Source organism: Simiaoa sunii (assembly GCF_014337175.1).
In the GTDB taxonomy this organism is placed as follows: Bacteria; Bacillota; Clostridia; order Lachnospirales; family Lachnospiraceae; genus Acetatifactor; species Acetatifactor intestinalis.
Map to the genome: position 1 here is coordinate 1,650,449 of NZ_CP060633.1, position 19,295 is coordinate 1,669,743.

General features: G+C 46.3%; 10 protein-coding genes and 1 pseudogene. 10 read left to right on the forward strand and 1 reads right to left on the reverse strand.

What is annotated here, in order from left to right; translation table 11 throughout:
- The first annotated feature begins 105 nt into the window (after nucleotides 1–105).
- The 3 genes from H9Q77_RS07615 to H9Q77_RS07625 all read left to right on the forward strand — a co-directional run bounded on the left by H9Q77_RS07615 (nucleotide 106) and on the right by H9Q77_RS07625 (nucleotide 10,579).
- Nucleotides 106–9,390, forward strand: coding sequence for a DNRLRE domain-containing protein (locus H9Q77_RS07615; RefSeq protein ID WP_249327052.1), 9,285 nt, complete (start codon nucleotides 106–108; stop codon nucleotides 9,388–9,390).
- A gap of 7 nt (nucleotides 9,391–9,397) precedes the next feature.
- Entirely contained in the window at nucleotides 9,398–9,793 is a 396-nt protein-coding gene (locus H9Q77_RS07620; RefSeq protein WP_117467583.1) for a hypothetical protein, read from the forward strand.
- A gap of 219 nt (nucleotides 9,794–10,012) precedes the next feature.
- A complete protein-coding gene (locus H9Q77_RS07625; protein ID WP_249327054.1) occupies nucleotides 10,013–10,579 on the forward strand; it encodes a hypothetical protein in 567 nt (188 codons plus the stop codon).
- 74 nt (nucleotides 10,580–10,653) lie between these two features.
- On the opposite strand, the gene H9Q77_RS07630 is transcribed toward H9Q77_RS07625, so the two are convergent.
- On the reverse strand, nucleotides 10,654–11,925 hold the full coding sequence (locus H9Q77_RS07630; RefSeq protein WP_022204360.1) for an IS110 family RNA-guided transposase: 1,272 nt from the start codon (nucleotides 11,923–11,925) through the stop codon (nucleotides 10,654–10,656).
- Nucleotides 11,926–12,184: 259 nt separating this feature from the next.
- On the opposite strand from H9Q77_RS07630, the gene H9Q77_RS07635 reads away from it, so the two are divergent.
- From H9Q77_RS07635 to H9Q77_RS07665, 7 genes and pseudogenes are all read left to right on the forward strand, one after another.
- Nucleotides 12,185–13,627, forward strand: a complete 1,443-nt coding sequence (locus tag H9Q77_RS07635; RefSeq protein WP_249327055.1) for an RHS repeat domain-containing protein — start codon at nucleotides 12,185–12,187, stop codon at nucleotides 13,625–13,627.
- 12 nt (nucleotides 13,628–13,639) lie between these two features.
- Nucleotides 13,640–13,966: a hypothetical protein gene (locus H9Q77_RS07640; RefSeq protein ID WP_055040717.1), complete on the forward strand. Its 327-nt coding sequence runs from the start codon at nucleotides 13,640–13,642 to the stop codon at nucleotides 13,964–13,966.
- 129 nt (nucleotides 13,967–14,095) lie between these two features.
- A pseudogene (locus tag H9Q77_RS07645) lies at nucleotides 14,096–14,710 on the forward strand (transposase); the annotation flags it as partial.
- A 34-nt stretch (nucleotides 14,711–14,744) separates the two neighbouring features.
- Complete coding sequence (locus H9Q77_RS07650) at nucleotides 14,745–15,221, forward strand: hypothetical protein (protein ID WP_117467195.1); 477 nt, start codon at nucleotides 14,745–14,747, stop codon at nucleotides 15,219–15,221.
- Between the two features lie 87 nt (nucleotides 15,222–15,308).
- On the forward strand, nucleotides 15,309–16,760 hold the full coding sequence (locus H9Q77_RS07655) for a hypothetical protein (protein ID WP_249327057.1): 1,452 nt from the start codon (nucleotides 15,309–15,311) through the stop codon (nucleotides 16,758–16,760).
- 15 nt (nucleotides 16,761–16,775) lie between these two features.
- Nucleotides 16,776–17,117, forward strand: a complete 342-nt coding sequence (locus tag H9Q77_RS07660) for a hypothetical protein (protein ID WP_117569256.1) — start codon at nucleotides 16,776–16,778, stop codon at nucleotides 17,115–17,117.
- Between the two features lie 892 nt (nucleotides 17,118–18,009).
- Complete coding sequence (locus H9Q77_RS07665; protein WP_249327059.1) at nucleotides 18,010–19,242, forward strand: IS110 family RNA-guided transposase; 1,233 nt, start codon at nucleotides 18,010–18,012, stop codon at nucleotides 19,240–19,242.
- Nucleotides 19,243–19,295 lie beyond the last annotated feature (53 nt).

Genomic DNA, 19,295 nt, shown 5'->3' on the forward strand with positions numbered 1-19,295 from the left:
ATAAAATATTTCAAAATACTTTATCACGGTATAGGAACAACGTGTTAAAGAAGCAACCGGAACAAACTTTAATTGCGGTGCAGAAGCACAAATGAGGGAGGACAAATGCATAGTGTAAAAGGAAAGAAGTGGAACAGAAGGCTGAGCTTTCTGCTTGTTTTGGTACTGCTCTTTGGAGACAGCTCATTGCAGCACGTCATGGCGGCAGAGACCGGGACAGCAGAGACCCAAATAACAGAGCACCGGGTGGAAACAGAGGTTTCCGTATCCGGCGGTGACCCGGAACGGACATCGGAACCGGAACAATCGGCAGAACCGGAACAATCGGCAGAACCAGAACAATCGGCAGGACCGGAACAGTCGGCGGAGCCGGAACAGACCATGGAACCGGAACAGACGCCGGAGCAGACACCGACTCCGCAGCCTGTGCCGACACCGGCTAGCGTATCCGGGAACGTTCCGCCCAGACAGCCGGAGAACTATTATCAGGATCCGGAACCGGAAAATTATGGTACGCTGGCAGCTTATGATGCGTACAGTCGAACCTACCATGTAGACGGTGACCGGTATGTGACAGTGATCGGCTACGATGGTAACAGCTATCTTGATGAGGACGGCAATCTGCAGCAGGCAGACAATACTCTGGTAGAGAGTGAGGTCTCCACCTATTCCCTGTATGGAGATGCAAAAAGCTACGTGAACAGTGCTGGAAGCTATCAGGCGATGCTTACAGTCGGAGCGGAGGAAGGTACAGAGCTACTGACCATTGCAAGTGACGACCATCTGCTGACACTGACTCCTGCCCGGGGAGATTTCAGTGACGGTATCGTAAAGGACAATGCTATTCGTTACAACAATGTATTGCCGGATGTGGATTATCAGTACACGGTATTCGGAAACAGTGTGAAAGAGGACATCATCCTGTTGCAGAGAGGCACAGTCCACAGCTTCCGTTATCTGTTGAACACCTATGGACTGAAAGCCGCCCTGAGCGGCAACACGCTGTACCTCTATGAAGAGGGAACAGATCCCGAACAGGACGCAGTATTCGTTCTGGAGGCTCCGGAGATGGAGGACGCGGCGGGAGAGATCTCTTTCGGCGTGGAACTTCAGCTGGAGGAAAGCGGTGAAGAATCCAATTATGCGGTTACCGTTTCCGCGGACAGTGACTGGCTGGATGCAGATGACCGCGTCTATCCGGTACGGATCGATCCTACCGCTATTCAGGTAGGCAAAAGTGCGATCCATGTGGCCTGCGCTGAGCAGGGCAGCCCGAATTCCGTGATCGGAGATAATGCATATCCTTATGTGGGCTATGATGACGGTATCACCTCCGGAAATCTGGCAGGCTTCCACAGCAAACATTTAAATTGCAGATCTTATTTTGCCATTGATTATGATTTCTCAGCGCTGGCGGAGGAGCCGGAGATCGTCAGTGCGGCATTTCAGGTGACCCAGAAGACCCGCTGGAGCAAGGGCAGTTCTGAATTCGGACTTTTCGGAGTGGAAGAGCCCTGGCAGGTGGGAAGCCTTACCTGGAACAATCAGTTAAATTACAACCATTATTTTCTGGATAGCAGAACGGCTTCTACTACCCGCGGAGAGGCATTATCCTTCGATGTAACGGAAGAAGTCAGTGCATGGATCAACGGAACCGCAGAGAATCACGGACTGGTCATGAAAGCACTGGTGGAAGCACCCAACGAGACAGCGGGCGATGCCGGTGCCTCCATGCAGTGTGAGGTATTCTACAACAATTCCTCCGCATCCTATGCACCGAAGCTGATCGTCTCATGGACAGGAGATCTGACGGATCTGGCGAAGCTTACGCTGGATGATACTACAGTGGATGTCTATCCGGTCGTAAGAAGAAATGGGGACAAATCCTGTGATACACTGGGAGTGGCAGCCCATGGACTGGCCAAGCCCGGCAGTACCGTGACCTACGAACTGGTCAACGGCAGCACCGGAGAGACCGAAGCGCAGACAAAGCTTCTCTATCCGGATTCCGATGCTTATGCAGGGGAATATCCGGAGGCGATCGCCTATAAGCGGAGGCTTTCCAACTGGCAGAGCGAGGTGTTTTCCGGATTACAGCCCGGACAGGTCTACTATGTGACGGCGACTGCTTCCTTTGGGGGCAAAAGCGGCAAGACCGTAGAATCCGACCGTTTCCTGATCTATGAGGAAGGTGCTTTCGACCTGATGCCCAGGATCGCACAGCATTACGGTGTGGAACTGAATACGATCCTTGCCGACATGCGGATGCAGGACTGCCTGACCAGACAGGGCAACCGTATTTTCATCAGGGAGCCGAAGAATACCACAGCTTACAGTTCCGGCGTGTTAGGTGAATATTATAAGGCTATCATCGACGGACTGCTGTTAGGCAGAGCGGAGAACTGTGAGTTCGGCTATGAGCCGGTAAACCTGAATACCGGTAATTTCTACATGGAGCAGACCGATGCCACGATCGCTGACATCGGCGGTGATTTTGCCCTGACCAGACAGTACAATGCAAAGGGTGCGGCGTATGAGGGAAGCCTGGGCTTCGGCTGGACCTTTGCCTATGATGAACGTATGGGAGAACTGGCCGACGGATCGGTCCTGTGGCTTAGAAATAACGGCGGCATCATCACGTTTACTCCGGCGGGAGAGGGATACCTCGCACCGGCCGGATGCGATTATGAACTTTCAGAGACAGAGAACGGATATGTGGTAGAGATCCTGGATGACGGAAGCCGTCATGAATTCGACAGCTTCGGTCTGCTCCGTGCGGTGGAAGACAGCTGCGGTAACCGGACAGAACTGGCTTATGATGTGGATCTGTACCTGAAAAGCATTACCACACCCTCCGGAAAGGAATTCCGGATCGCACTGGATGAAAAGAACCGCTTAAGCAGCATTACTCTGCCGGACGGCCACGGTGTGACTTATACCTACGATGAAGCCGGTAATCTGGCGCAGGTGATGAATCCCGCAGGCGGTGTCGTTCGTTATGTTTACGATGACAGCCACCGCATGACCGCATGGTACGATGAAAACGGACACAGAGTCGTAGCCAATGAGTACGACGGGGAAGGCCGTGTGATACAGCAGACGGATGCGGAAGGTGGCGTGGTCACGCTGGCTTATGAACAGATGGCCGGAGGAGGACAGACCACTGCCACGGATGCGGAAGGCAATGTAACGGTATACACCTATGATGAAAATTACCGTACCACGAAGATCGCATATCCGGATGGCACATTCGAGGAGAGAAGCTATAATACCGATGGGTATCTGGCAGGCCGTCTGGACCGCACCGGCGTGGAGACGACTTATACCTATGACGGGAAAGGCAGGGTAACACAGGAAAAAAGACAGGATGGCGCCACCAGGACCTATGCGTACAATACCGCAGGCAAAATGACGCAGTCTACGGACTATGACGGAGGAAAGACCGGCTATACCTATGACGGACAGAACCGCCTGACTTCTGTGACCGATGCGGAGGGAGGACAGACCTCTTACACTTACGATGAGAAAAACCGGCTTGTGGCGGTAAAGGATGCGAACGGCAACACCACATCCTATACCTATGACGGGGCCTGCGTCACATCCATGACGGACGGTGCCGGTAATACATGGAACTATACCTATGATGCCATGAACCGGCTGTTAACAGTCACGGATCCCGCCGGAGGGACCACCGCCAATACCTACGATGCTCTGGGCAGAGTAATAAAGGAGACCGATGCCGCCGGTGCAGTGACCGTCTATACCTATGATCCGGCAGGCGCAGTGACAGCCATTACCGATAAAGAGGGGCAGAACAGCACCTTTACTTATGATGCTCTTAACCGGATGATGTCCGGTACGGATCCGCTGGGCAATACCCTGACTTATACCTATGACGGTAACGGCAACCGGCTCACACAGACCGATGCGGAGCAGCAGACCATACAGTATACCTACGATGCCATGAACCGGGTAACGGAAACTGCGGATGCAAAGGGTGCGGTACAGAAGAATACTTACGACGGAGCAGACCGGATCCTTACCGTCACGGACCGTCTGGGCAATGCAGAGACTTATACCTATGACCCGGTGAAGCAGAGCATGGTATCGGCTGCTGACAGAGAGGGTAACGTGACTTCCTATGAAAGTGACGTTAACGGAAGAATCACGAAAATCACCTATGCGGATGGTGCCACGGAGACTTATCGTTACGATCATCTGTCCAGACTCACGGAGACGGCCGATGCGCTGGGAGCCGTAACCACATACACCTACGATGGCAACGGCAATGTCACGAAGATCCGCCAGACCGGCGCAGAGGACCTGGCAAGAGAGTATATCTACACTTATGATGCAAGAAATCTTCTGACAGAGAGTACGGATCCGCTGGGGAACACTGTCCATTATACCTATGACGCCTGCGGCAGCCTGACCGCTGTGACGGATGGACGGGGAAATACCACCGCTTATGCTTATGATGCACTGGCGAGACTGACGACTGTGACCGATGCCTGCGGCGGTACTACGGCATACACCTATGACAAAGAGGGCAGGGTCCTCACGGTGACGGCACCGGAGGGAGATACGCTGAAAAATACCTATGATGCCATCGGCCAGCTGACAGCACAGACCGATGCGCTGGGAAATGTGACGGCCTACAGCTATGACCGGATCAGCCGCCTGCAAACGGTAACGAATGCCCTGAAGGGTGAGACCGGCTACACCTACGATGCGGACAGCAATCTTACACTTACGAAAGATACCATGGGAAATGCCCATGCCTATACCGTGGATGCGGAAGGAAATCTCCTGAAGGAGACCTATCCTGATGGCGAGACAGACCGCTATACCTATGACAGAAACGGAAATGTGGCAACCTTTACCGACCGATACGGTGTCGTGACCACATTTACCCTGGATGCCTGTGGCAGAATCGTGAAAGCTTCCGATACGGCAGGCAACGAGATGACCTATACCTATGATGCGGCAGGCAATCTGACTTCCCAGACCGATGTACTGGGCAGAACAGCCTCTGTGACGTATGATGCTTTCGGCAGAGCAGTCTCCGTGACCGGTATCGACGGCGTGACCACCCGTTATACCTACGATGCTTCCGACAGACTGCTTACCGCCACGGACGGAGAAGGAAAAGTAACATCCTATACCTACGATGCGGCGGGGAATCTCATCCATACCACAGAACCGGGCAAGGCAGAATATGCCTATACTTATGATGCCCTGAACCGGCTGACACAGAAAGTAGATCCGGAAGGAGCTGCCACGGAATTTTTCTATGACAGGAACAGTAATCTGACTACCTTAAAGGACGGCAATGGTGTGACCACGGACTACACCTACGATGCCCTGAACCGTCTGGCCGCGTACAGGGATGGCAACGGAGGCACGACTGCCTATACCTATGATGCCCTGAGTCGTCTGACTGCCATTACCACACCGGAAGGGCTGACGGAAAGCTATGCGTATGATGCGGCAGGCAACCTGACCGGCGTTACCGATGCCCTGGGGCAGACCACGACCTATGGTTATGACAAGCTGTACCGTATGATCACCACCACCTCTCCCATGGGAGCTGTGGAGAAATATACTTATGACAAACATGATGTAGTTACCAGTGTCACCGATGCGCTGGGGAACGTTACGCTCTATACTGTAGATGCCAACGGTCAGGTGACAAAAAAGAGACAGCCGGACGGCGAAAGCTATCTCTATACCTATGATGCCGTACAACGGCTTACGGGTATTACGACACCTCTGGGCTATGAGACTGCCTTTACCTACAGCAACGGCAATGATATTCTCGTAAAACAGGATAATCTGGACCGTACCACCGAATATACCTATGACATCATGCACCGGCTGACTTCCGTGACAGATCCCGAAGGCGGAGTGACCACCTACGGCTATGATGAGCGTGGCAACCAGTCTGAAGTCACGGATGCACTGGGCTATTCCTGGAATTATGCCTATGACAAGGTAGACCGGATGACCACTGTGACAGACCCGGAGGAGAAAGTAACAGACATTCTCTATGATAAGGTCGGAAATATCGTAAGCATCAAAAGACCCGGAGAACGTACCACAGCCTATGCGTATGACGGCAACTACAATACGACTGCTGTGACAGATCCGAAGGGATATGTCTATAACTACGGCTATGATAAGGATGACCGTCTGACGTTAACGACCGATCCTCTGGAGCAGACCACCGGCTATACCTACGATGCCGTGAACCGCGTTACTGCATACCGGGACAAGATGGGATTAACAGAAAGCTATCTGTATGATGCCCATGGCAATGTGCTGGAAAAGACCGCAACAGACGGCCGGGTCACCGAATATACCTATGATGCCAAGAACCGTCTGACCTCTGTCACCGACCCTATGGGAAGTGTGGCATATTATACCTACGATGTGATGGACCGCGTGACGGGCGTGACTGATTATCTGGGAAGAGGAACGGAATTTACTTACGACCGCGAAGGAAATGTGACCAGCGTGACCGATGCCGCAGGACGAAAGGAAGTGTGTACCTACGATATCGCAGGACGGATCACATCCTATACCTCCAACGGAGGAAACCGGATCAGCTATGATTATGACAAGCTGGATGATCTGGTAGAAAAAAGCTACAGCGACAGCACCGGAGAGCAGAGTGCAGAAGGAGTTACCTATGCCTACAATGCTCTGGGAGAGCGGGTAGCCATGCAGGATACCACAGGGGACACGGAGTACACCTATGACGGACTCCGCCGGATCACCTCCGTGACCACTTACCGGGCACCGGGAGAGGACGGCTTCTCCCATGAGGAGGCAAAGGGTGACACCATAGGCTATACCTATGACGAAGCGGATCATCTCGCTGCCATTACCTATGCGGATGGCACAAAAGTAAGCTATGAGTATGACAAGAACGACAATCTCATCAAAGTGACCGACAGGGAGGGAAAAGTTACCACCTATACTTATGATGCCATTAACCGGGTGACCCGGATCCACCGTCCGAACGGCATCAGCACCTATAACACTTACAATGCAAGGAATCAGATCGTGGAGCTTAAGAATGTCTGCGACACCTGTGAGTGGGTGGTAAGCGACTATCTCTATACCTATGACGACAGGGGATTCATCGCAGGGGAGACCGCCATCGAATCTCTGGCAGGTTATGCCTACGATGACAAGCATAACGGACGGCATGATGACGGCAGACATGACGACCTCTATCCTCATGGCAATCGCCATAACGGCAAGCATGACAAGGATGCCACTTTCGCGTACCAGATCGTGGAGACCGACCGGACATTTACCTATGATGCAGCCGGAAAGCTCCTGACCGCTACGGAGACCGAGGACAATTATGGCACCTGCGTCTACACGTTCGAGTATGACCTTATGGGTAACCGTACTTATATGGAGAAAACCCTGAACGGAACGGTTGTGGAGTGGCACAGATATGAGTATAATGAGAGTAACCAGCTGATCTCTGAAAAGCTCTACAATGGCAAGAAGACCACCAGCCTTGCCTATACCTATGATGCAGATGGCAACCGGATCAGTGAGACCGGGCGGATCGGCACGGACAAGGTGAACAGGACTTATGAATACTCCGTAGAGAATCGTCTGGCGGCAGTGCATGACGGGGATGAACTGCTCCTTGCTGCGGCTTATGACGGTGACGGCAACCGGGTATTCTTATTGAACTATAATCTCCATACCGATGATGACTGGAAGGGCAATTCCGGTAACGGCAACGGGAACAACAAGGACAACTCCGGCAGTGGAAATAATGGAAACGGAAATTCCGGCAATAACGGTAATGGAAACGGCAACGGTAAGGGGAAGGGCAACAATAAGAAGAACAGCAAGTCCTGGGGCACGGATGATGCAGGCTACGGCAATGCAACCAATGCGGAGGAGAACAACAGCCAGAACCAGTGCGGCATTCTCTTCCCGGTACAGGAGGAAGTCAGCGCGACAGAGGCAGATCTGATCGCCCGGATCAAGACCACCGGTAAGGAAAAGAACTATGAGCTGATCGAGTACTTAAACGACGTCAACCGTGAGCATGCCGCGGTACTGGTCGAGCAGAACATCAATGGCAGGACGGATACCTCGTATATCTACGGAGCGGAGATAAACGGCGGATTCGACCGGATCTCCCTTGACCGGTTCGATGGCAGCACCGGCTACTACCTCTACGATGCCAGAGGAAGTGTCTCCGGCATCACCAATGAAGAGGGACAGGTCTACCAGTCCTACCGTTACAGCGTCACCGGAGAGATCACCTTCGGTGCTCCGCAGTATGAGAACGAATACACCTACAACGGAGAATCCTACAATCCGAATATCGAGAGCCAGTATCTGAGGGCAAGGTACTACTGCGTGGTAACGGCGACCTTCCTCACCGAAGACAGCTACCTGGGCAGCCTGACAGAACCGCTGACGCTTAACAGGTATAATTACTGCGTGAGCAGCTATCTGAATTATACGGATCCGAGCGGAAACAGTACGGAGAATGATGTTGATAGAATCCTTCGGGAATATCCGATACTCAGTAATCAAAAATCCGAACAGGCAATAGCAGTGGAATCTTTTGTAAACGGAGTACTGGGATCCGCAGCAAAGGTGATTATAGATAAACCTACTGCTGCATATATGCCGGGTATGGCAATGGAGGAGCTGTACGGCGGACAGTACAGGTTCAACGAACATGCATACAATAATTACGTTAACCTGACGGAGACATTGATAGAAGCCTTATCCAAGGATGCAACGAACAAGACGGCATACTATGCAGGAAGATGTACCGGAGATGTTGTTATCACAGTAGTTGGTGGAGTGGAATTTGTCTATGGACTGATTACTACTATTTCGGGAGGAGGTGAATCTGCAGCAGCACTTGCAACCGGAATAGGAATAGCAGCTGAGCCGGTAACTATAGCTGTGACAGCAGAAGGTGTCGTTACAGTTGTTGACGGTGTTAATACCATACATTATGGCATTACAGCTTTTAAGAAGGATGCAGACAAAGGGAAAGAAGCTAAAGAAGCAGATAGTAAGGCTGCTGATAATGGTAGAAATACTAGTGCAGGAGAATATGCGGCACCAAGTGGAGGTGGCGGAATAACTTCAACAATTAAAGAAAATGGCAAAACTGTAAACTTTGGGCATGGAGGTAGACATCTAGAAGGAACTGATCTAAATGTTGATGCAGTAAATCAAGCATTGGCAACAGAAGTTTCTACATTGAATTTGAGAACAGGGCAGTTTCATAAGGGGCGAATTATCGTAGACGGGATTACCATAGAGTATACTTCTTATGGTGTTGCTGAGGGAATTATTAACGTAGGAACTTATTATCCGTTGCAGTAATATAATAATGAAAATGGGAGGGATTGAAATCTATCGAAATATATATATAAAAGAGCAACAATGGATTAATAGATTAATGGATGTTGAATTTCGCGGCAGAGATATTTTGCTTAAACAGTTCTCAAAAGCAAAAATTATTTATAAGCAAGAGTACGCCTTTATTTCTTTAAAATTTAAAATTGAAGGAGAAATTGAACCGTATCCATATCGTGTTAGAGTTCCTGTAGAGATGAGAGCGTTTCAAACTTCAACAGCACCAATTGTATTTTTGTTACATGTTGTTAATGGAGTTATAGATGAATTAGAGATTATTACAGCAGATTTAACGCAGATCGATGCAGATAGCATTAAATTGGAAAAAGTTGAGTATGAAGTAAATCAAGAAGTTGTTGTTAAAAAGTGAATTATCATGTTCTCAAAGTCCTAATAACTTAATATTTGTCTGTTAATTAACCATCATGGCTGTTGCAAAGCAATTAAGAATCCATGCTGTTAATTAATAGACACTTGACAAAATATTATACTGATGTAACGCACTCTTAGTAACAGAATGTTGCGAAAGGGTGCGTTTTTTTGAGGACAATTACAGCACCTACGTGTCTATACGTTCGAGTATGACCTTATGGGTAACCGTACCTATATGGAGAAAACCCTGAACGGAACGGTTGTGGAGTGGCACAGATATGAGTATAATGAGAGTAACCAGCTGATCTCTGAAAAGCTCTACAATGGCAAGAAGACCACCAGCCTTGCCTACACCTATGATGCAGATGGCAACCGGATCAGTGAGACCGGGCGGATCGGCACGGACAAGGTGAACAGGACTTATGAATACTCCGTAGAGAATCGTCTGGCGGCAGTGCATGACGGGGATGAACTGCTCCTTGCTGCGGCTTATGACGGTGACGGCAACCGGGTATTCTTATTGAACTATAATCTCCATACCGATGATGACTGGAAGGGTAATTCCGGTAATGGCAACGGTAAGGGGAAGGACAACAATAAGAAGAACAGCAAGTCCGACGGCACGGATGATGCAGGCTACGGCAATGCAACCAATGCGGAGGAGAACAACAGCCAGAACCAGTGCGGCATTCTCTTCCCGGTACAGGAGGAAGTCAGCGCTACAGAGGCAGATCTGATCGCCCGGATCAAGACCACCGGTAAGGAAAAGAAGAGTGAAAAATAAAGTAGATTTTAGGGCGCACTTGTATAAGGGTTCATAAAACCCCGTTTTTACAAGTATAGAAAGCAGAAAAAATGTTAGTTATCGTTGCGTTTCACTAACTTAGAGCTGTCGTAACCAAGGCTTTCAAGGTAAGCAAACACATTGTTCTCATTCAAGACGACACTCTCTACATGATTCTGAGGGTCCATCAATTCCTCATAGTCAGTAGGGGTAAAGGGCTTCTTTTCTGAAACCATGTGGTAAATACAGACCATCATCATTCTTGCAATGGCAATGATTGCCTTTTTGTGTCCACGTCGCTTTTTGATTCGACCATATTTGATTGCAAAATAAGGCTGCTTTTTGCTCTTAATTGCAGCAAGGGCACATTGAACCATCATTGGTTTCAGGTAATCGCCTGCTTTGGCAATGCGGACAGACTTTTTCTTACCAGCGGATTCATTGTTGGCAGGAGAAAGTCCGCACCAGGAACACAGATGTTTTGCATCATCAAAAATATCCATATCAACGCCTGTTTCTGCAAGAACAATCGTGGAACTTAACTCTGTCATGCCGGGCATGGTACTGACAAACTCCACGAACTCGTAATAAGGCTTGATGCGGACATAGAGTTCCACTTCGGTCTGGGTAATCATATCATCGAGATATTCCAGATGCCCCCGGGCAAGCTCTAGTTTTTTAGCCTGATCTGTTTCAATAGTGTAGCCTTTGATGGCTTCGATGATTTCATCAGACTTGGATTTAGCCCCTTTCTTTATGAGTTTGCGGACAGCTTTTTCATCCATGGAATCGGCAGTATGCTCCAATAGATAAGAGATGATTTCAGTTGCTGTCTTGCCAAAAGGATCAGAAAGAACACTGGCAATGCCGACATTGGAAATGGTCATACAGTTCTGGATGCGATTCTTCTCGGAAGACTTCATGCAGACCAGCTTGAAACGGTATCTGGAAAGTTCCCTAAGCTGACGAAAATCTTTTGGAGGAATAAAGGAACATCTGACAAGATCAAATTTGTAGAGGTCGGCAATCCATTTAGAATCCTTTTTGTCCGTTTTCTTGCCTTTAATGGCTTTGACATACTTCGGATGTGTAAGGCAGACATCAATGTCATTTTCGAGATAATTAAAAATAGGAATCCAATACTTTCCGGTGGATTCCATACAAACATGATAGCAATTATTCTCGATAAGCCAGTTGTGAAACCTTTGAATATCTGAGTTGATGGTTGAAAAAGATTTTTGCAGATATTCGGATATGCCGTCCTTATTGGTAGTTACGATGGTTGCAACGATAACATTTTTGTGGACATCAAGTCCACAGCAGATGGAGTATTTTAACTTCATCATTAAGTATCACCACCTTAATAAAAAGGGAATAGCAACATTGACTGTCATCCTGCGACTGAATAAACATGGTTTATTACCAATGATAAGAGTCCGGGCTCAATGTCCCACTTGTTTGTGCTTGTAAGGATGACGGCACATATAACTATACGGGGTCGAAATAAATTCGCCACTTCTCCTTCCGTGCTCTGTAGTGTATTGCTATTCCTTGAAAGAATTATAAATCAAAGAGTGGAGGGGCACAACATTTTTCATAACTTGTTTGTGCCTTGAGCGAAGCGAAAGGAATGATAAAAACTATGAGCTGATCGAGTACTTAAACGACGTCAACCGTGAGCATGCCGAGGTACTGGTCGAGCAGAACATCAATGGTAAGACGGATACCTCTTATATCTACGGAGCGGAGATAAACGGCGGATTCGACCGGATCTCCCTTGACCGCTTCGATGGCAGCACCGGCTACTACCTCTACGATGCCAGGGGAAGCGTCTCCGGCATCACCAATGAAGAGGGACAGGTCTACCAGTCCTACCGTTACAGCGTCACCGGAGAGATCACTTTCGGTGCTCCGCAGTATGAGAACGAATACACCTACAACGGAGAATCCTACAATCCGAATATCCAGAGCCAGTACCTGAGGGCAAGGTACTACTGCGTGGTAACGGCGACCTTCCTCACCGAAGACAGCTACCTCGGCAGCCTGACAGAACCGCTGACGCTTAACCGGTATAATTACTGCGTGAGCAGCTATCTGAATTATACGGATCCGAGCGGAAACAGTACTGAGAATGATGTTGATAGAATCCTTCGGGAATATCCGATACTCAGTAATCAAAAATCCGAACAGGCAATAGCAGTGGAATCTTTTGTAAACGGAGTACTGGGATCCGCAGCAAAGGTGATTATAGATAAACCCACTGCTGCATATATGCCGGGTATGGCAATGGAGGAGCTGTACGGCGGACAGTACAGGTTCAACGAACATGCATACAATAATTACGTTAACCTGACGGAGACATTGATAGAAGCCTTATCCAAGGATGCAACGAACAAGACGGCATACTATGCAGGAAGATGTACCGGAGATGTTGTTATCACAGTAGTTGGTGGAGTGGAATTTGTCTATGGACTGATTACTACTATTTCGGGAGGAGGTGAATCTGCAGCAGCACTTGCAACCGGAATAGGAATAGCAGCTGAGCCGGTAACTATAGCTGTGACAGCAGAAGGTGTCGTTACAGTTGTTGACGGTGTTAATACCATACATTATGGCATTACAGCTTTTAAGAAGGATGCAGACAAAGGGAAAGAAGCTAAAGAAGCAGACAGTAAGGCTGCTGAGAGTGGTTTAAACTCTAATCTATTAGACGAATTAGCTAATAGTGGAGTAAAGTATAATCCAGAGGATATCGTTGCAATAACAAAGACTGCGGATGGGAAATTAGTGTGGTTGGAAAATGGAACAGATACTGCGGGATTAAATCACATTATTACTGAGCATGCTGACGATTTTCTAAATAAAGGAATAACGCAAGAGCAAATTCCTGATTATGTAATGAATGCACTAGAAAATGGAAAAATCGTTGGATATCAGGGAAGAGGTACTGGAAGACCTATATATGAATTTACATATAACGGAGAAATTCATAAAGTTGCTATTACAGTAGGTAATAATAGATTTATAGTTGGTGCTAATCCAAAGTAGAGAGGAATGTGTATGAAAGTAATAAAAATCAAATTTGAATATGGATGTTTCCCTGTGTGGATTTATGGTGAAAATAATGAATTGATAGAGAATGATTTGCCACCATATTTAATAGGAGATAGTGATATAGACCCTAAATTTTTAAATATTCAAAAAATATATGATAGTTTGTATTTGGATGATGGAAAAGAATTCAAATATATTGGATTTAAAGAGGCTGAAAAGAGAGAAAATTTTTTCAGAGAATTGCTTTTGGTAATCAATCTTCTAAAGAATAAACTGAATGATGAGTATATCATTGAGGATAATATGGATTTTTTAAAGAAAACTATTAATTAATGGTTGCTCAATAACAAAAAATCCACACAAATCCCTTGAAAATACTGAGTTTTCCACTCAAGAGTAGTATAATGAATGCAGGGAAAATATATAAATTGCTATAAAAACCTTGCATTTGGAGGAAAACTCATGTATAAATTCGAACGATATCGTCAGCTTGGACTTGCAGATTTCAATCAGCCCGTCGGGTTCAAGATGGATCCGGAAAACCGCTGGGTTAAGAAATCGGAAACGATTCCGAGGGACACTATTGAGGAAAAGTATGCAAAACTGTTTCCGAGTAAAACCGTAATGCCAGCAAAACCTCTCCGTATGGCACTTGGCTCTCTTCTGATCCAGAAACAGCTTGGTTTTTCGGACCGGGAACTGGTTGAGGAGATCATGGAAAATCCGTATTTTCAGTACTTCATAGGGCTTCCGGGGTACCAGACAGAGGCTCCCTTTGTACTATCACTTCTTGTTGAGTTCCGTAAGCGCCTTACAGATGACGTTCTCAGTGAAATCAATGAGATGATCATTGCATACAACACACCGGATGATCCAACACCGGGTGATGGAAGCCATCCGGATACAGATGAAAAAGATTCCGGCGAGAACAGCGGAACAGTGATTCTTGATGCAACCTGTGCCCCGCAGAAGATCTCTTTCCCACAGGATGTAAATCTCCTGAATGAGGCAAGAGAAAACCTGGAAGAAATCGTCGATGACCTCTGCAGAAGATTTGATTATTACATTCCACGGATGTAACGCAGGAATGCCCGAAAGGAATAAATTGCGCATGAAAGAAATGATATATGATTTCGCAATACATACTTTGTATTATGAAAATCAGGATATTAGAGTTCCTAATTTTTCGTTAGCTATAGACACGTTGGAATTGGTTTTTGAAATACAAACGGGAAAACTACTTTGCATACAGGGATTTTTCCCATTAGTTCAGGCTTCAGAAGGAAATGTCAATCTTCCTGAATGTAAAAAGGGTGACTATTTATTACATAATTTTGATTTATCAACATGTAAACAAGATGAAGTATATGATTTGATAAAAAAAATACCTCAGACACAGAAATATTTTGAAAAGGCACCTATAAAATATGATAAAGAAAGAGGAATAATTCAAATTGGGAAGGAAACGGGGGAAAATGAGATTGTAATAGAAGTAAGTGATAATATAATTTGTGGACTTGATCAGAATTCTGATTTAGAAAGTATATATATATTTCCAACGAGATTTATTAATGAAACAACGAGATAATATTGAGGGGAGGTCATCTTTACATACCGCCTTGCGGGAAACAGTTATACGTGGGTTCCATGGGAGGATAACCCGGACTATACGGGAATGTCATTTGTCGGATCCATTGTCGGAACGCAGGGAGAGCAGGTAGAAGTAGCATTTGACATTGACAAGACTGCGGCGGGCGGGAACCGTTATGGATTTGCCCCGGCGACGGGAAACCTGATGTACTGTATGCCGCAGAAGGGAACAAAAACATCATTATATATAGGAAATGGAGATGAGGCGCAGGGAATAGCGACAGGGTGTATCCGTACTAATGGAAGCACCTGTGAGGGGACGGGAAGTCCCGAGAAAAAAAGTTTCCGGTCAGAGCACGGAAAAGGAATGGATCTGTATCCGCAGCGAATGGGATTGGATGGCGGTGAAACGGGAAAGATTACATTTGAGGATGAAACGGGGACTACCATAGAAAGCAATGGCGGGCTTGTTCTGATGGCAAAAGAAGGAATCCGGCTGGAGAGCATGACAGGGATTGCCATGCAGGGAATGTCGGATATCATGGCATTGTACGCAGAAGGGGCATCCAGCCTTTGTGTGAACGGCAGTGTGGATATGCTGGGCAGGCTGGCAGGAATATCAGCCAGTAAGTATACTGGGTATCCGCCCTATGATGATGCACCTAAGGAGGGTGAATTTGACTGGGATGGATTTACGAGAAACCTTGCAATCGGTCTTGGAGTAGTTGCAGTATGTGCCATTGGTGCCGCAATTAGTATAGCAACGTTTGGAGCTGGAAGTATTTTAGCCGGGGCGTTTATAGGTGCGGGTATTGGCGCATTATCTACGACAGCGATGAAAGCAGGAGAGGAGATTTCGACTGGAAATGTCCGAAGTGCGAAAGAAGCTTTTCGGGATGTAGGAATATCAGCTGTCAGTGGTTTTATAACAGGGGCATTTGGAGCAAAATTTCCGGGAGCACATCGTTTGGTTGAAGGTGTTGTAGATACGGTGGTATCGGCAGGTGAAAGATATTTATATGCAGTTTTTGACGATAGCATGTCACGGGAGGAAAAGAGGGCATATGCTCTTGATCCAAGACAGATGGTGGCAGATTTTGTAACAGGTGTTGTCATAGGAGAATTCCTTGATGGAATAACGGCAGCAATACAGAATAAGTTAAGAAGTATTTTTGCAAATTATGATGCTACGATGCGTGAGGCTCTTGAGAGTGGTAGTAACCCTAAAAATGTATTTCCAGAAAACCCAGATGACTTGTTACCAGAAATACCGAGAAATAAAGCAACAAAAGCTAATGGTACAACAAGTCAGACTATTCAAACGAGCGATAATATTAGGATAAGGGCAGAACAACATCCGTTATTGCCAGGCGAAACCTATAATCCAAGACATCATGGTGTTCATTATCATGTGGAATATAAGGTTGATCCTACAAAAAGTTGGAATAACAAAAATAATGTAAAGAAATGGTATCCTGAAGGATATACACCTGGAGCAGGCTCTGGATTCATACCAGGAGAACCCTTCCCAGAATAAGAGAGGTGACAAATAATGGATTGGATAAATAGCGTAAGCAACATGGATAATACAATATATGATATTTGCATAAAAGATTCTTGCTTGATTATATATATCAAAACTTGGGATCAAAAAATTAGGCAAATTATTTTTTCAAACTATTATGCCTTCAAAGAAAAAAATTCTATAGGTAGAGAGATAGGAGATATACTAATTCAAACAAATTCTATACTGTTAGAAGAATTGAAAGAAGATATTGTAAACGGTGATGGCACAATTGATGAAATAGCAGAGGTCAAAAGCACAATCTTTTACGATTCGTGGAATGAAATAATTCTTTTAGAGGTTTTAGGCGAAAACATAGAATTTGTTTAGTTGGGTTTGCAAACGTAACAATTTTGTAACATTTTCCTTGACGCCTCCTAAACATCCATGTTACAATGGCACTCACCAGGGGGTGTAAGAGGGGATGAAATATTCCCTTAATACCTAAACAAAAACACATAATAGGAGATGTTTCGTAGCTACTATGAGCTATGGTGCATCTCCTATTTTTCCGTTACATGGTAATCCCTACAAAACTGTTCTAAAGCATAACAAATTTTTGAACAGCAGAGAAAGTTATGCCATACCACATTTCACCCAACGGCTCTGCCGGTGGGTGTTTCTCGGCTTATGCCGCCGAAGGACGGCATAAGCCCTTTAACCTGCACACATTTCGACCCTAATATTTTTCTTATATTTTCTAAAAGTAACTTCGTTCACACTTCCCCAACAAGCCTTTAATCTTCCATTATGGGTAACTACCTCGACTTCGCTCTTAAAATTGCACACAGGGGCAACACAGGCTCTCACAAGGGCAAGAGAAAGTTGGCTTGCCTGTCTGAAAATTATATTTGTGCATTATTACTGTTTTTCTCTGTTTTTGGTCTATGGCATAAAGCTAATTCTGCTCATTTTAGTGGTTCATATGAAAAAATCTGCTTCCAAATCAAAAAATTGACTTGTAACTGTTCTTTTTCAGAGTTAACATCACACACCACGAAAGCGATTCGTAAGTCTTTTGTGAGTCCTGTGTTCTGCAGGATGTATCCATCTCCATGAAAGTCAGCGGTATCCATTCGGGATATTTTGCGTCTGACCAGAAGTGGATAGGCTATACCACTCTTGCACACTTGGTTGCTGAAAGATGCGTAATTCCTAGAAAGATGCTTAACAGTTGAGATTGCCACTATTTTGCCAAACATTGAGAATGGAGCAGATTTTTATGATTAAAGAGAATTATATTTATGTGGGTATTGACCTACATAAGGAGACCCACACAGCAGTTATGATTGACTGCTATAATCAAAAGCTGGGAGAGATTACTTTCCCAAACAGACCAGCCGCTTTTCCTAAGCTGGTTACTAAAGTAAAGAAGTGTAATACCGATGGAAAAGAAGTAGTTTATGGTCTTGAGAACGCCTACGGTTACGGCAGAGCCTTAGCGGTCTGGCTAATTGACAAGGGGTATCTGGTTAAGGATGTAAACACCGCTATCTCACATCGACAGGCAAAGCATCGAGGTGCCATGTACCGTAAGAGTGACAGTGATGATGCGGAAGCCATTGCTCTGGCAACTTTAAATATGCTTGATAAACTTCCAGATGCGTGTCCCAATGATGCATACTGGTCACTTGGTCAGTTGGTGCATCGCAGGGATAACATCATGAAACAGCGAACCAGACTGGTTAATCAGTTGCACGAGCAGCTGTGTATTGCATATCCGTCTTACAAGTCATTTTTTAATGACATCAGCAGACCTACTGCACTGTATTTCTGGGAGCATTACCCATCCAAAAAGTATCTAAAAGGTAAGTCTGTGGAAGATTTGCGAGCGGAACTTGTTCCTGTCAGCCACAATAAATGCTCCACCAAGACCTGCGAGAAAATCTTGGATGCAGTAGCCAGTGATAAGGTGAAAAACAATGCTTATCAAGATGCAAGGGATATGGTGACTCTTAGCATAGTCAGTGATTTACAGCACTATGACAGCCAACTGGCAGAGGTAGACAAGATGCTGGAACAGATGTATAAGATGCTTGGCTGCACGCTTACAACCATTCCCGGTGTAAATGTTATCACAGCAGTGAAGATTCTTGCTGAAATCGGTGATATCAAACGCTTTAGTAATGCCAATAAACTGGCACAGTTCGCAGGGATTGCACCACTTCATTTATCCTCCAGCGGTAAGGGGAAGGATGTAGCTACCAAGCAGGGTAACAGACGATTGCAGGCAACCATTTATTTCCTTGCAATCCAGATGGTGCAGGTATCCTCAAAGGGTACACCGAGAAATTCGGTGGTACGGGCATACTATGAGAAACGTAAAGCAGAAGGAAAAACCAGCCAACAGGCACTGATTTGCATTTCCAGACGGTTAATCAGTGTTATTTATGGGATGTTAAAGAACGGTACGGAGTACCGTATGCCAGTAGTGGAAAATGCTGGCGAAAAGTAGTGAAATAATGGCAAATATGTAGTAGAATTTTAAGCAGATGTGATAGTCAGCTT